Raw genomic sequence first — 14,966 nt, 5'->3', positions numbered from 1 at the left:
GTCACAGCTCCTTGATTGCCTGGTCGAGGACGCGGGCGGCGTCGGGGATGAGCTGGTGGACGCCGTCGCGCACGATCCAGCGGCCGTCGGCCATAACGTGGCGCACGTCGGCGGCGGTCGCGGCGAAAACGACGGCATCGCTTGCCCGATCGGGGTCGAACCCGGCCAGACGGACACTGTCCAGGCCGATGGTGACCAGGTCCGCGCGGTTGCCTGCTCCGAGTGCGCCCGCGTCCTTCCATCCGAGGGAGCCGGCGTGGCCTGTTGTGTGCAGGGACTCCAGCAGTCGGGACGCATCGACGGTGCCACGACGCCCGGTGCGCAGCCGTTCGTGCATCTCCACCGCGCGCGCCTCTTCGAGCATGTCGATGGTGGAGTGCCCGTCGCTCCCCAAGGACACCGGAACCTCGGCACCGAAGTCGGCGGTGCGCGCCAACCCGTCGGCGAGGTCGCGCTCGGTGGTGGGGCACAGGCACACCACGGCCCGTGAGCGGGCGGCTCGCAGCAGGTCCAGGTCGTCGTCGGTGAGATGCGTGGCGTGTACGAGAGTGGGGGCGGTGCGGTCGAGGAAACCGGTGTCGGCCAGCAGCCCCGTGGGCGTCCGGCCGTGCGCGGCCAGGCAGGAGGCGTTCTCGGCCGGCTGCTCGGACAAATGGATGTGCACGGCGGGCCAGGGCTCGGCCAACGCGTCGTAGTGGCGTACGAAGGCGCGCAGGTCTGGCTCGGGGACGGCGCGCACCGAGTGCACTGCGGCGCCGAGCAGCGCGTGCGTGCCGTCGGGCCGGTAGTCGGCGACGCGGTGCGCCCAGGCGTCGAACGACGCGTCACCGAAACGCAGCTGGGTGCCGCGGAGCTGGGTGTGCTTGCCGTCCGCGTCCAGACCGCCCGACAGGTAACAGGCGTCGAGAAGGGTGATGCGGATTCCGGCGTCGGCGGCCGCGGCCACGAGTGCTGCGCTCATGGCGTTGGGGTCGGAGTAGGGAACCCCTCCGGGACCGTGGTGCAGGTAGTGGAACTCCCCCACGCAGGTGACCCCGGCGAGCGCCATCTCGGCGTAGACGGCGCGGGCCAGCCGATGATAGGAGTCGGGGTCCAGCGCTGCCGCGACGGCGTACATCCTCTCCCGCCAGGTCCAGAAGCTGCCGCCGTGTTCGCCGGTGCGCCCGCGGAGTGCACGGTGGAAGGCGTGGGAGTGGGCGTTGGCGAATCCCGCAACGGTGAGGCCTTGTAGGCGCTCGGCATCGGAGGGTGCGGCTTCCCCTGCCCTGACACCGCGGATGCGTCCGTCGGCCACCTCGATCAGCACACCGGCGGCGGCTGCCGGGTGCGGGCCCACCAGGGCCCATTCGCACCAGTACCGGTGGACTCTGGTCATTGGGCCTCCGTCCGGCCGATGGGGGAACCGGTCACCGGGCACCGGTCAGTTCGGCCAGGGTGTCGGCGAGCGCTGCGACCCCGGCATGGCAATCGGCGGCGTCGGCGTGCTCTTCGGGGGCGTGGGAGACGCCCGTGGGATTGCGCACGAACAGCATCGCGGTGGGAACGGCCGTGGCGAGGACACCAGCGTCATGGCCGGCCCCCGTGGGGAGGATGGGAACCGGCCGGTCCCCACCCACCAGTGCTGCGAGGCGGTCGCGCAGGGCGGTGGAGAAATCGACGACGGGGCTGAAGGACTCCTGATAGGAGGACAGGGCCACCCCGTGGGCGGCAGAGGCGTCACGGGCTGCGGCATCCACCCCCGCCACGACCGCGCGCAACGCGGCCTCGTCGGGGGCTCGGGCGTCCAGCCAGGCACGGACCCGGGAGGGGATCGCGTTGGTTCCGTTGGGAGCGACGTGCACCTTGCCGATGGTTGCGACGGCGTCGTGGGCGCGGGCGGCCGAGCGAGCGGCCAGAACGGTCTCCGCGAAAGGCAGCATGGGGTCGTTGCGGTCGGCCAGGAGCGTCGTTCCGGCATGGTCGGCCTGACCGGAGAAGTCCAGGCGCCAGCGTCCGTGCGGCCAGATACTGGAGGCGACTCCGACGGGTGCGTCCTGATGGACGAGTGCACGCCCCTGCTCCACGTGCAGTTCGACGAAGACCGCGATCTGGGCGAGCCGGTCGGGGTCGGGGCCGATCCGGTCGGAGTCCAACCCCGCATCGGTCATCGCGGCTGCCCAGGTGACGCCGTCGGCGTCGGTGAGCTCGCGGGCCCGATCCGGGGCTATGGCTCCGGTGATCAGGCGCGACCCCAGGCAGGGGACACCGAACCGTGCCCCCTCCTCCTCGACGAAGACCGTGACCGCCAGCGGCACTGCGGGGCGCAGGCCACGGCGCTGGAGCTCGTTGACGGCCGCCAGGGCGCTGACCACGCCGAGGGGGCCGTCGAACGCTCCCCCGTCGGGGACGGAGTCCAGGTGCGATCCGGTGACGACCGCTCCTGGACCGGGCCGTCCCCACCAGGCCCACAGGTTGCCGTTGCGGTCGGTCTCCACGCTCAGGCCGCGCGCGGTGGCCGCCGCGCCGAACCAGTCGCGCACCTGGGTGTCGGCACCGGTCCAGGAGTAGCGGCGGTACCCCCCGGTGGACCGGTGCCGCCCCAAGGGCGCGAGGTCGGCCCACAGTTCGTCGAAGGTGTCACTCATGACGTGCTTCCTCCAGGTCGTCACGCTGCCGGGACGGTCGCCCCGGCAGCGGTCGGTGGTCGGGTGCTCTCCGGTCGGCTCTACCCGGCCCCTTTCGTTGGGTACCGGCGACGGCGGTCAGCCCTCGCGCATGGGTACCCGGAGCCCTTCGCGCTCGGCGACCGCCTCGGCCTCCGGGTACCCGGCATCGACGTGGCGCAGCACTCCGGTACCGGGATCGTTGGTGAGGACCCGCTCCAACTTGGCCGCGGCCAGTTCGGTGCCATCCGCGACACTGACCTGGCCGGCGTGCAGAGAGCGCCCCATTCCGACCCCGCCGCCGTGGTGGATGGACACCCACGACGCTCCCGAGGCGGTGTTGACCAACGCGTTGAGCAGCGGCCAGTCCGCGATTGCGTCAGAACCGTCGCGCATCGCCTCGGTCTCGCGGTAGGGGGAGGCCACCGAGCCGGTGTCGAGGTGGTCCCGGCCGATGGCCAACGGGGCGCTGATCTCGCCGGAGGCCACCAATTCGTTGAAGCGCAGGCCCGCGGCGGCCCGCTCCCCCTGGCCGAGCCAGCAGATCCGGGCGGGCAGGCCCTGGAAGGCCACCTTCTCCCCCGCCAGGCGGATCCAGCGCGCCAGCGGCTCGTTGTCGGGGAACAGGTCGAGGATGGCGCGGTCGGTGCGGGCGATGTCGGCTGCGTCCCCCGAGAGTGCCGCCCAGCGGAACGGTCCCCGGCCCTCGCAGAACAGCGGGCGGATGTAGGCGGGGACGAAACCGGGGAAGTCGAAGGCGCGGGTGTAACCGGCCGTCTTGGCCTCGCCTCGGATGGAGTTGCCGTAGTCGAAGACCTCGGCCCCGGCGTCCATGAACCCGACCATCGCCGCCACGTGCGCGGCCATCGACTCCCGTGCACGCTCGGTGAACTCGGCCGGCTTCGCAGCGGCGTAGTCGCGCCAGTCCGCGAAGTCCACCCCCGCCGGCAGGTAGGCGAGCGGATCGTGGGCGGAGGTCTGGTCGGTGACGATGTCGATGGGCGCCCCCCTGCGCAACAGCTCGGGCAGGACCTCCGCCGCGTTGCCCAGTACCCCGATGGACAGGGGGCGGCGAGCGGCGCGGGCCTCGGACGCAAGGCGCAGTGCGTCGTCCAGGTCGGTGGCCTGTACGTCCAGGTAGCGGGTGTCCAGGCGACGTTTGATCCGGCTTGCGTCGGCCTCCACGACGAGGGCGACCCCTCCGTTCATCGTGACCGCCAGCGGCTGGGCTCCCCCCATCCCGCCCAGACCTGCGGTGAGGGTGACCGTCCCGGCCAGGTCCGCGCCGAAGCGCTTGGCGGCGACCGCGGCGAAGGTCTCGTAGGTGCCCTGCAGGATTCCCTGGGTACCGATGTAGATCCACGATCCGGCGGTCATCTGGCCGTACATGGTCAGGCCCAACGCGTCGAGGCGGCGGAACTCCTCCCAGTCGGCCCAGTCGGGGACCAGGTTGGAGTTGGCGATGAGCACCCGGGGAGCCCACTCGTGGGTGCGCAGGATCCCGACCGGGCGTCCCGACTGCACCAGCAGCGTCTCGTCGCCTTCCAGGTCGCGCAGCGAGGCGGTGATCCGGTCGAAGCTGGCCCAGTCGCGGGCCGCCTTCCCGGTTCCCCCGTAGACGACGAGCTCGTCGGGGTGCTCGGCGACATCGGGGTCGAGGTTGTTGTGCAGCATTCGCAGCACCGCCTCCTGCTGCCAGCCCTTGGCGGTGAGTTCGGTGCCGCGCGCGGCCCGCACTGGGCGGGGGCCTGCGTTGGACATGGCGTCAGCCTCTCTGGTGGTTACCGCGGGACATCGGTTTCAGGACAGTGGCGCCACGGCCTCGACGGCGCTCAGGACGGTGCCGTCGGCGACCAGTTCGGCGGCGGCAGCGATCTCGGGGGCGAGGTAACGGTCTGGACCGGGGCCGGCGACCCGCTCGCGCACGACGGCCACCGCGGCGGCGGTGGCCGGTGCCGGGCGCAACGGTGCGCGCAGCTCCAGGGCACGGGATGCGGTGAGCAGCTCCACCGCAAGAACCGTGGTGAGGCCGTTGACCGCTCGGCGCAGCTTGCGTGCGGCCGACCACCCCATGGACACGTGGTCCTCCTGCATGGCCGAACTGGGGATGGAGTCCACACTCGCCGGGGCGGCCAGGCGCTTGAGTTCGGAGACGACGGCCGCCTGGGTGTATTGGGCGATCATGTGCCCGGAGTCCACGCCGGGGTCGTCGGCCAGGAAAGCGGGCAGTCCGTGGGAGCGGGCCACGTCCAGCATGCGGTCGGTGCGCCGCTCGCTTATGGAGGCCACGTCGGCGACGGCGATGGCCAGGAAGTCCAGCACGTAGCCCACCGGCGCGCCGTGGAAGTGGCCGTTGGACTCGACGCGCCCGTCGTCGAGTACCACCGGGTTGTCGATGACGGAGGCGAGTTCGCGCTCGGCGACGGTCACCGCGTGGGAAAGGGTGTCGCGGGCCGCGCCCGCGACCTGCGGGGCGCAGCGCAGCGAGTAGGCGTCCTGGACCCTGGTGCAGTCGGGTCCGCGGTGCGAGGCGATGATCGACGAGTCCGCCAACAGCGCGCGCATGTTCGCCGCGGCGGCGGCCTGGCCGGGGTGGGGCCGTAGCCGCTGAAGGTCGGCTGCGAAGACCCGGTCGGTCCCCAGCAGGGCCTCCACGCTCATCGACGCGGTGAGGTCGGCCGTACGCAACAGCGCGTCGAGGTCGTGGCAGGCGAGCAGCAGCATGCCCAACATGCCGTCGGTGCCGTTGATGAGAGCCAGGCCTTCCTTGGCGGCCAGGTCGATCGGCCGGATTCCCGCTGCCAGAAGCGCGGAATCGGCCGTTGTGAGGGTTCCGGCGGCGTCACGGACGCTGCCCTCTCCCATGAGCGCCAGGGCGACGTGCGACAACGGGGCGAGGTCGCCGGAGCAGCCGAGACTGCCGTACTCGTGGACGACAGGAGTGATCCCCGCGTTGAGCAGCGCGGCCAGAGCCTGGGCGGTCTCGACCCGGACGCCGGTGTGGCCGGAGGCCAGGGTGCGCAACCGCAGCAGCATGAGCGCGCGTACGACCTCGCGCTCCACTTCGGGGCCGGCTCCGGCTGCGTGCGAGCGGATCAACGACTTCTGGAGCCGCGCGCGCAGTTCCGGGGCGATGTGCCTGGTGGCGAGGGCACCGAAGCCCGTGCTCACCCCGTAGGCGGGTGTCTCCGCGGCCGCGAGCGCGTTGACGCGCCGGCGACCCGCGAGGACGGCCTTGAGCGCGTCGTCGGTGAGGCGAACGGTGGCGCCGGCGCGGGCGACGGAGACGACCTCGGCTGCGGTGGGCGGCCAGGGGCCGACCAGGACTTCGTCTGCGGTGGGCATGGGTCCATTGGACCCGGGTCCACCCGTTTTGGGCCAGGGCCGGAGCAGAGGTCGTGTCCGAGATTTCAGACAGGTTCCGTCCGGGGCGGCCCCCGGTCGGTCGAGGAGTTCGGCGGCGCCGTGCCCGGTGGCCGCGCGTCGAGCGCCCTGGTGTCGCCGCTGTGCGCGAGAGCCGACGGCGCGGCCGGCTCAGGGGATTTCGCGGCCTGCTCCGCAGAGGTCGGCACCGGTGTGGTGTCGGGACCGAGCGCGAGCGGGGACGGTACCCGGCCGGGATGTCATGCCGATCGGCATCGCGCGCCATCGGGCGATGGCATCGTCAGGGCACAGCACGAGTAGTCACGACCGGGCAGGCCGGCCGGGCTCGCAGGATGGACGGGCAGACGGGCCAACGGGCCGACTGCGCCGTTTTCTCTTGTCACGTCCGCGTCGGCGCGGTACTCGACGGGCTCGCAATCGGACAGATCACCGGACTCGATCCCGACCTTGCCGTAGACGGGGAGGTCGAGCCCGAACACGGTGTCCACCAGCAGGGCCGCGAGCTCGGGCCTGCTGCGGAACAGCTGGACGAGGACCTCCTGCGCTTGCGCAGGAGGTCCGGAACGTTAACGAACGCAGCTATCCGGCCCGGCGAAGCCGAAAAGATTGTTGTCGCCCGTTTCCGTTGTGGGCGGCCCGGATTCTGTGGCGGCAGGCATGCAGTGGGCGCCCGACCGGTTCGGTGGGGCGCCCACTGTGCGCGCGGGACGGACGCGCGCTCGGGAGAGGAACTAGGCCGCCGTTTCACCGAGCCACTGCCGGGCCTCGTCCAGTACAGCGGCCGGCAAGGCGTGACCACCGGGGTGTTCGCGCAACCGCACGTCCGCCGAGCGCTGCCGGAGCTGCTCGGCGAGCAGGCGGGCCTGGTCGATCGTGGTGATCGGGTCGGCCACGCCGGCTCCCATGAACACCCGGGTACCCGACAGATCCACCTGCCGGGGTTCCCGGTCCTGCAACGGTGCGGCTGCCGCGAACAGCGCGGCCGCACCGAAGACCCCGGGGTGCAGGAGCAGCGTGGCAGCGGCGATGTTGGCGCCGTTGGAGAAGCCGACCGCGACCCGGCCCGCCGGATCGATCCCGTAGGCGACCGTCGCGGCTTCGACGAACTCCGCGAGTTCGCCTGAGCGGTCGATCACGTCATCGACGTCGAAGACGCCCTCGCGCAGACGGCGGAACCAGCGGTTGGCGCCGTGCTCGTTGACTTTGCCGCGCGGTGACAGCAGTGCCGCCCCCGGGGCCAGCAGCTGCCCCAGGCCGATCAGGTCGTGCTCGTCGGCTCCGGTGCCGTGCAGGAGAACCAGGGTCGGGCCGCCCGGCGTGGCCGCCGGATGGAACACGTGCTCGAAACCGAGGTCGGCCACGGTACTCACTCCCCCACGCTCAGTCCGGGCAGCGCCCGCTCGATCTGGCTGCGGTTGGGCTCCAACCACGGCGGGAGCTGGAGTGCGCGCCCAAGTGCCAGCAGCGGCTCGTCGTAGTCGAAACCGGGCCCGTCGGTGGCGATCTCCAACAGCACTCCGCCCGGCTCGCGGAAGTAGATGGAGGTGAAGTAGGAGCGGTCCCGGATCTCGGTCACGTTGACGCCCTGTTCGAGCAGATCGCGCTGCCAGGCGGCCTGGGCCTGCTGGTCGGGCGCGCGGTAGGCGACGTGGTGGACGGTCCCTGCCGCGACGTGGCCCTGACGTGCATTGGGCGCGGCGATGACGTCCACAACGGTACCGACCCCGTCGGTGGCCGCACCGGTGCGGAAGCGGAAGCGGTCGCCCTGCTCGGCTGCGAGGGTGAATCCGAGCTGGCTCTGGAGCATGGTCGCGGTCTTCTCGTACTCGCGCTCGGTCAGGGTGACCGCGCGGATACCCCGAACGGCGTGCTCGACCGGGACAAGACCGCCGTCCCAGGGGTCGGTGTCGTGGTGGTCGGTGCTGGCGACCAGTTCGATGACCAGTCCGTCGGGGTCGCGCAGACTCAACACGTCCTCCTCCAGGCGTTCGGCCGGGCGGCTGGACTCCACTCCCAGCCCTGCCAGGTGGTTCTGCCACCAGCCCAGTGACCCCTCCGGCACCGAGAAGGAAGTGACCGTGGCCTGGCCCGCACCGATACGCCCCTTGGGGGCTCCGGGCCACGGGAAGAAGGTCATAACGGTTCCCGGGTTTCCCGCACGGTCGCCGTAGTAGAGGTGGTAGATGTCGGGAGAGTCGAAGTTGACTGTCTGCTTGACCAGGCGCATCCCCAGTGCGTTGCGGTAGAAGTCTGCGTTGGCCTGTGGGTCGGTGGCGATGGCGGTGACGTGGTGGATCCCCGAGGGACGCACGCTCATGGTCGTACTCGCTTTCCTGTGGCGGGTCCGCGGCGGATCCGTTCCCCTGGTCCCACCGTTGACTCCGGTCGCCCGTTTTCGGTGCGGACACCTTGCTGGTCTTTAGTCATCTCCGAAGCATCGGACACATTAGCAAACGGTTTAATATTCAACAATATTCCACGAAAGGGAAATCTGCGCGTCGGCACTACGGCTACCAGCGACAATTACCATCATGAGCGTTGTCCCGGCCGCGACCCGTGCCCTACGCGTCCTCCGCCTCCTGGCCGCCCAGGCCGGGCCGGTATCGGCCAGCACGCTGGCCCGCGACCTGCAACTCCCGCGATCCAGCGTCTACCAACTCCTGGAGGCGATGGCCGAGGAGGGCTTCGTCGTCCACCTGCCGGAAGAGCACCGGTGGGGGTTGGGGGTGGCCGCATTCGAGATCGGATCGGCCTACTTGCGCCACGATCCGCTGGAGCGACTGGCCCGCCCCCTGTTGACCAGGCTCGCCGAACAGGTCGGGGCAACAGCGCATCTGGGTGTCCTGCACGGCGCGGACACCCTCTACCTGCTCAAGGAGCAACCCCCGCACACACCGCCCCTGATCACCGGTGTCGGGGTCCGGCTGCCCGCTCACCTGACCGCATCGGGGCGGGCGATGCTGGCCGGGTTGCCGCGCGCCCAGGTCCGCGCGCTCTACCCCGATGCCGACCGGTTCACCAGCCGCACCGGTCGCGGCCCCACGTCTCCCGGCCAACTACGCGAAGTGCTGTCGGCCGAGGCCAAACGCGGTTTCTCCCGGGAGGAGAGCGAAGTGACCGAGGGCTACTCGTCCGTGGCCGCCGCGGCGTTCGACCACCACGGCGTCCCCGTCGCCGCCATCAGCCTGACGGTGCCGCAGCAGCGTCCGGTCACCGCCGAGGCCCTGGCAGCCCGGGTCCGTGACGCAGCCGCCGAGCTCACACGTCGCCTGAGCGGCCGGCAACCGCTCTGAACACCCCAAACGACGGCCGCCCGCTCCCCGACAGCGGGAGCGGGCGGCCGTCGGGCACGTCTAGCTGCTCATGGCCTTGATGGCCGCATCCACTGCGGCACGGTCGGCACGCAGCTTGGTGAGCGCCTCCTGGAGGATCGCCTGACCGTCGGCGTCACTGCGCCGCTCCTTCACGTAGGCCAGGTGGGTCTTGTAAGGCTCGGTCCGCGGGGGGGCCGGCGGGTTCTGGGGGTCCTTGCCCGCGGGGAATCCGCAACGCGGGCAGTCCCACTCCTCGGGGACCTGGGCCTCGTGCGAGAAGCTCGGGATCACCTCGTGCTTGTTGGCACAGTAGAACGCGATACGGATCCGCGGCGCGGACTCGCCGCGCTCGGCCTCACCCATCGGGCCGGCACCGACGCGGCTGCCACGGATGGCACTGCCACTACCCACGAAAAACTCCTTCGGCGTGCGTCCCCGCTTGAGAGAGGGGAAACCTGGTGCGCTCCGCACGGACTTTGAGGGCGCGCATGCCCGGGCCGTGCGGGCACCGGATGTCTGGGACGGACTATCCCCGGTTGAGCAGCAGCCCGAGAACGAGGACGCAGACGATCCACGTCACGCCCGTGATGACGGTCAGCCGGTCGAGGTTTCGCTCGACGACCGAGGAGCCACCGAGAGAGGAGGTTACGCCGCCACCGAACAGGTCGGAGAGGCCACCACCCTTGCCCTTGTGGAGGAGCACCAGCATGATCATCAGCAGGCTGACAATCATCAGGACAATGGACAGACCGACAATCACGTGCTCACCCGTAACTCGACCCCAACGAGGGGGAATTGACGACCTAAGGTCCCACCGCGTACCGCGTGCCCCTGGAGAGGGTGCTCGCAACGGCGGGTAGGGGACCGGGGACAGTACCTGATTTTAACCCGCGCCCCGAAGGGCCCGGGTCGGTTCGGGGGGAACCCTTCGCGCATCGTAGCGCGTTGCTAACCGATTTTGGAGCGACCGAAGGCCCTCTTTTCCGGTTAGATCCGCACAGATCCGCCGCTCAGGGGTTTCCGCGGGTCCGACGCCAGGCAGCGCCGGACCCGCTGGAAGCACGCCGAAGGAGTACGGGTCAGCCCTGCTGCTCGCGGAAGCGGGCGAGCTTGACGAACTCCTCGGCCTTGAGGCTCGCCCCACCGACCAGTGCACCGTCCACATCGCTCTTGCCGAGGATGGCGGCGACGTTGTCGCTCTTGACGGAGCCGCCGTAGAGGATGCGGGTGGCGCGGGAAGTCTCCGGGGAGTAGAGCTCACCGAGGCGGACCCGCAGCGCCGCGCACACTTCCTGGGCGTCCTCGGGGGTGGCGACCTCGCCGGTCCCGATTGCCCAGACCGGCTCGTAGGCGATGACCAGGCGCTGGGCCTGCTCGTCGGTGACGCCCTTGAGCGCGCCCTCGAGCTGGGTGAGGCTGTGCTCGACGTGCTGGCCCGCCTTGCGGACCTCCAGGCCCTCGCCCAGGCACAGGATGGGGGTGATGTCGTTGGCGAAAGCAGCCTTGACCTTGGCGTTGACGACGGCGTCGTCCTCGCGGTGGTACTCGCGCCGCTCGGAGTGCCCGGCCAGGACATAGGAGCAGCCGAGCTTGGCCAGCATCGCTCCGGAGATCTCGCCGGTGTAGGCGCCCTTCTCGTGCTCGGAGATGTCCTGCGCTCCGTAGCCGATGGACAGTTTGTCCCCGTCCACCAGGGTCTGCACACTGCGCAGCGCCGTGAACGGCGGGAGCACCACGACCTCGGCGGCGTCGAAGTCGGCGTCGTTGAGGGCGAACGCCATCTTCTGCACCAGGGCGATGGCCTCCAGGTGGTTGTTGTGCAGCTTCCAGTTGCCCGCGATCAGCGGTTTGCGCTTGGCGGTTGCCATGTTTTCTAGTCCTCCAGTGCCGCGATGCCGGGCAGGGTCTTGCCTTCGAGGTACTCCAGGCTGGCGCCGCCGCCGGTGGAGATGTGGCCGAACGCGGTCTCGTCGAAGCCCAGGGCCCGCACGGCGGCGGCGGAGTCGCCACCACCCACGACGGTGAACGCGCCGGAGTCGAGCAGCGCCTGGGCGACCGCACGGGTTCCGCCGGCGTAGGGTTCCATCTCGAACACGCCCATGGGGCCGTTCCAGAAGACCGTCCGCGCGTCGGCGAGCGCGGCGGCGAACAGCAGGGCCGACTCGGGGCCGATGTCCAGGCCCATGCGGTCGGCGGGGATCGCGTTGACGGCCACGACGTCGTGCGCGGCGTCGGCGGCGAACTTCTCGGCGGCGACCACGTTGACCGGGAGCACGAAGTCCACGCCCTTGTCGCGGGCGCGGCGCAGGTACTCGTTGACGGTGTCGATCTGGTCGCGCTCCAGCAGGCTGGAGCCCACCTCCAGGCCCTTGGCGGCGAGGAAGGTGAAGACCATGCCCCCGCCGATCAGGATACGGTCGGCGGTTTCGAGCAGGTTGTCGATGACTCCGAGCTTGTCGGAGACCTTGGAGCCGCCCAGGACGACCGCGTAGGGCCGCTCCGGGGACTCGGTGAGCCTGCGCAGGACGTTGACCTCGGTGAACACCAGGCCACCGGCGGCGTGCGGCAGCCGCTGGGGGAGGTCGAAGACGCTGGCGTGCTTGCGGTGCACGGCACCGAATCCGTCGCCGACGTAGAGCTGCGCCAGCGCCGCGAGGCGGTCGGCGAACTCTCCGCGCTCGGCGTCGTCCTTGCTGGTCTCCCCGGGCTCGAACCGCAGGTTCTCGACCACGGCGACCTCACCGTCGGAGAGTGCCTGGGTCACGGCACGGGCGGATTCACCCGCGGTGTTGACGGCGAAGCGCACCTCGGTGCCCAGCAGCTCGCCCAACCGGGCCGCGACGGGGCGCAGGGAGAACTCCGGCTTGGCCTGCCCCTTGGGGCGGCCCAGGTGCGCGCCGACGATGACACGTGCGCCGCGCTCGCGCAGCTTCTGGATGGTGGGCAGGCTGGCCCGGATACGGCCGTCGTCGGTGATGCGGTCACCGTCCAGCGGCACGTTCAGGTCGGCCCGGACGAAGACGCGTTTGCCTGCGACGTCGAGGTCCTCGATCGTCCGCATGTCTGCTTCCCCTTCATGGGAGTGGCGTATAGGGGCGGAACGCCCTCCCCGCTGCACAACGCGAGGAGGGCGTCACCGTTGCCGTTTGCGGCGTCTCGTGCCTAGAGGTTGGAGCCGACCAGGGTGGTCAGGTCCACGAGGCGGTTGGAGTAGCCCCACTCGTTGTCGTACCAGCCGATGATCTTGACCTGGTTGCCGAAGGCCATCGTCAGGCTGGCGTCGAAGGTGCAGGAGGCAGGGGTGCCCACGATGTCGGAGGAGACGATCGGGTCCTCGGTGTAGACCAGCAGGTCCTTGAGGGGGCCCTCGGCTGCGGCCTTGAACGCGGCGTTGACCTCGTCCTTGGTGACCTCACGGTCCAGGGTCACGACCAGGTCGGTGACGGAGCCGTCGGGAACCGGCACGCGCATGGCGATACCGTCCAGCTTGCCCTGCAGCTCGGGCAGGACCAGCGCGGTGGCCTTGGCGGCGCCCGTGGTGGTCGGGATGATGTTCTGCGCGGCGGCGCGGGCACGGCGCAGGTCCGAGTGCGGGAAGTCGAGGATGACCTGGTCGTTGGTGTAGGCGTGGACCGTGGTCATGAGCCCCTTGACGATGCCGAAGTTCTCCAGCAGCGTCTTGGCCATCGGCGCCACGCAGTTGGTGGTGCAGGAGGCGTTGGACAGCACGTGGTGGGTGGCAGGGTCGTACTTGTCGTCGTTGACGCCCATGACGACGGTCAGGTCCTCGCCCTTGGCCGGGGCGGAGATGATGACCTTCTTGGCGCCGGCGGCGATGTGCTTCTTGGCGTCCTCGGCCTTGGTGAAGAAGCCGGTGGACTCGATGACGACGTCCACACCCAGCTCGGCCCAGGGCAGCTTGGCCGGGTCGCGCTCGGCGAGGGCCTTGAAGCTCTTGCCGTCCACCGTGATGGTGTCCTCGCCGACCTCGACCTCGCCGGGGAGGGTGCCCAGGAGAGTGTCGTACTTGAGCAGGTGGGCCAGAGTCGCCTTGTTGGTGAGGTCGTTGACGGCGACGATCTCGACGTCGTTGCCCCCGGCGGCCTGAACCGCGCGCCAGAAGTTACGACCGATTCGTCCGAAGCCGTTGACGCCTACCCGGATGGTCACGGAAACCATTCTCCTCACGTGTTGAATGCGTCGTTGACGCTACTTCCGACGCGACACGCGCCGGATCACGGAAACAGTGCGTTTGGGGTCGCAATCGAGCCTATCGCCTCTGCCGGCGAACGCCTGAGCTGGACCGGCCGCAGGATCGACACCCCTCGCAGTAATGCCCATACTGGCACCGCGGCGGGCTAGAGGTATAGACCATTAGACCGGATTTTTCTACCCGGCCGGCACTGTTTCCGCAGATCGTGAAAGCGTGGGCGCCCAACGCCGACCTTTCACACTTTCGTTACGGGCGCGTTAACAGACGTCGCACGGGGCCGAAGGGCTCCCCGGCCCCGCCGAGGTCGCGCCACGGCCCCCCTTCAGGGGTTGATTCGCATGTCCGGGGCGGAAAACGAGAATTTTCGGCACACCGCCGCCGGGCACCGTCAGGGAACCAGCATGTCCGGGGTCAGGTTGGCCTCGGTGTTGGGGATCCCGAGGTCGGAGGCGCGCTTGTCGGCCATGGCCAGCAGCCGCCGGATCCGCCCGGCGATGGCGTCCTTGGTCAGCGGCGGGTCGGACAGCTGCCCCAGCTCCTCCAGCGACGCCTGCTTGTGCGCCAGGCGCAGCCGCCCGGCCGTGACCAGGTGATCCGGGGCGTCGTCGGCCAAAATCTCCAGGGCCCGCTCCACCCTCGCACCCGCGGCCACTGCGGCACGCGCGCTGCGACGCAGGTTGGCGTCGTCGAAGTTGGCAAGCCGGTTGGCGGTCGCGCGCACCTCGCGGCGCATCCGGCGCTCCTCCCAGGCCAGCACGCTCTGGTGCGCGCCCAGCAGTGTGAGCAGCGCACCGATCGAGTCGCCGTCTCGCACCACCACCCGGTTGACACCGCGCACCTCACGGGCTTTGGCGTGCACCTTGAGCCGACGGGCAGCGCCCACGAGGGCCAGGGCGGCCTCCGGGCCGGGGCAGGTGACTTCGAGCGACATCGATCGCCCCGGCTCGGTGAGCGAGCCGTGGGCGATGAACGCACCGCGCCAGGCCGATTCGGAGTCGCAGGAGCCGCCCGCCACGACGTGGCGGGGCAGTCCGCGCACCGGACGGCCGTTGCCGTCGATGAGCCCGGTCTGCCGGGCCAGGCTCTCCCCGTCCTTGATCACCCGGACCACGTAGCGATTGCCCTTGCGCAGGCCGCTGGGTGCCAGCACCACGACTTCGGACTCGTGGCCGAAGACCTCGGAAATGTCCTTGCGCAGCCGGCGTGCCGCAGCCCCGGTGTCCAGCTCGGCCTCGATCACGATCCGACCACTGACCAGATGCAAGCCACCGGCAAAACGCAGGATCGTGGAAACCTCGGCCTTGCGGCAGCATGGTTTGAGAACGGTCAGCCGGCTCAACTCGTCCTTCACCACGCCGGTCATCGCCATGGATGCGGTCCTCCCCGTGAAACTCATGCGTCTGCGCCGCCCGA

At 70.3% G+C, this 14,966-nt stretch carries 13 protein-coding genes; 1 reads left to right on the top strand and 12 read right to left on the bottom strand.

Annotated elements, in window-relative coordinates; all coding sequences use genetic code 11:
• Position 1: 1 nt before the first annotated feature.
• The 6 genes from AC0VYP_RS07435 to AC0VYP_RS07410 form a co-directional block, all read right to left on the bottom strand.
• Positions 2-1,375, bottom strand: coding sequence for a formimidoylglutamate deiminase (locus AC0VYP_RS07435; protein ID WP_285760932.1), 1,374 nt, complete (start codon positions 1,373-1,375; stop codon positions 2-4).
• A gap of 31 nt (positions 1,376-1,406) precedes the next feature.
• A complete protein-coding gene (locus AC0VYP_RS07430) occupies positions 1,407-2,624 on the bottom strand; it encodes an allantoate amidohydrolase (protein ID WP_475473153.1) in 1,218 nt (405 codons plus the stop codon).
• A gap of 117 nt (positions 2,625-2,741) precedes the next feature.
• A complete protein-coding gene (hutU, locus tag AC0VYP_RS07425) occupies positions 2,742-4,403 on the bottom strand; it encodes a urocanate hydratase (RefSeq protein WP_285760930.1) in 1,662 nt (553 codons plus the stop codon).
• A gap of 39 nt (positions 4,404-4,442) precedes the next feature.
• On the bottom strand, positions 4,443-5,987 hold the full coding sequence (hutH, locus tag AC0VYP_RS07420; RefSeq protein WP_475473152.1) for a histidine ammonia-lyase: 1,545 nt from the start codon (positions 5,985-5,987) through the stop codon (positions 4,443-4,445).
• A gap of 770 nt (positions 5,988-6,757) precedes the next feature.
• The gene (locus AC0VYP_RS07415; protein ID WP_475473150.1) at positions 6,758-7,396 is read right to left on the bottom strand and encodes an alpha/beta hydrolase; all 639 of its coding nucleotides are present in this window, start codon (positions 7,394-7,396) and stop codon (positions 6,758-6,760) included.
• Positions 7,393-8,343, bottom strand: a complete 951-nt coding sequence (locus AC0VYP_RS07410) for a ring-cleaving dioxygenase (RefSeq protein ID WP_475473148.1) — start codon at positions 8,341-8,343, stop codon at positions 7,393-7,395. The genes AC0VYP_RS07415 and AC0VYP_RS07410 overlap by 4 nt, the downstream gene beginning before the upstream one ends.
• A gap of 214 nt (positions 8,344-8,557) precedes the next feature.
• Between AC0VYP_RS07410 and AC0VYP_RS07405 the strand changes: the two genes are divergently transcribed.
• Positions 8,558-9,319, top strand: a complete 762-nt coding sequence (locus AC0VYP_RS07405) for an IclR family transcriptional regulator (RefSeq protein ID WP_475473146.1) — start codon at positions 8,558-8,560, stop codon at positions 9,317-9,319.
• Between the two features lie 60 nt (positions 9,320-9,379).
• Here the strand turns inward: AC0VYP_RS07405 and AC0VYP_RS07400 are convergent, their stop codons facing one another.
• From AC0VYP_RS07400 to whiA, 6 genes are all read right to left on the bottom strand, one after another.
• Complete coding sequence (locus AC0VYP_RS07400; protein WP_285760925.1) at positions 9,380-9,751, bottom strand: RNA polymerase-binding protein RbpA; 372 nt, start codon at positions 9,749-9,751, stop codon at positions 9,380-9,382.
• Between the two features lie 115 nt (positions 9,752-9,866).
• Positions 9,867-10,100 carry a preprotein translocase subunit SecG gene (gene secG / locus AC0VYP_RS07395; RefSeq protein ID WP_475473143.1) on the bottom strand — a complete coding sequence of 78 codons (234 nt, stop codon included), beginning with the start codon at positions 10,098-10,100 and terminating at the stop codon, positions 9,867-9,869.
• 319 nt (positions 10,101-10,419) lie between these two features.
• Positions 10,420-11,208: a triose-phosphate isomerase gene (gene tpiA / locus AC0VYP_RS07390; RefSeq protein ID WP_285760921.1), complete on the bottom strand. Its 789-nt coding sequence runs from the start codon at positions 11,206-11,208 to the stop codon at positions 10,420-10,422.
• 5 nt (positions 11,209-11,213) lie between these two features.
• Positions 11,214-12,401, bottom strand: coding sequence for a phosphoglycerate kinase (locus AC0VYP_RS07385; RefSeq protein WP_475473141.1), 1,188 nt, complete (start codon positions 12,399-12,401; stop codon positions 11,214-11,216).
• Between the two features lie 101 nt (positions 12,402-12,502).
• On the bottom strand, positions 12,503-13,510 hold the full coding sequence (gap, locus tag AC0VYP_RS07380) for a type I glyceraldehyde-3-phosphate dehydrogenase (RefSeq protein WP_285760917.1): 1,008 nt from the start codon (positions 13,508-13,510) through the stop codon (positions 12,503-12,505).
• 431 nt (positions 13,511-13,941) lie between these two features.
• Positions 13,942-14,922: a DNA-binding protein WhiA gene (whiA, locus tag AC0VYP_RS07375; RefSeq protein ID WP_475473139.1), complete on the bottom strand. Its 981-nt coding sequence runs from the start codon at positions 14,920-14,922 to the stop codon at positions 13,942-13,944.
• Positions 14,923-14,966 lie beyond the last annotated feature (44 nt).

Source organism: Nocardiopsis sp. iso_186 (assembly GCF_056173365.1).
Note: the sequence above shows the minus strand (reverse complement) of the source record. Positions and strands in the feature narration are given on the sequence as shown.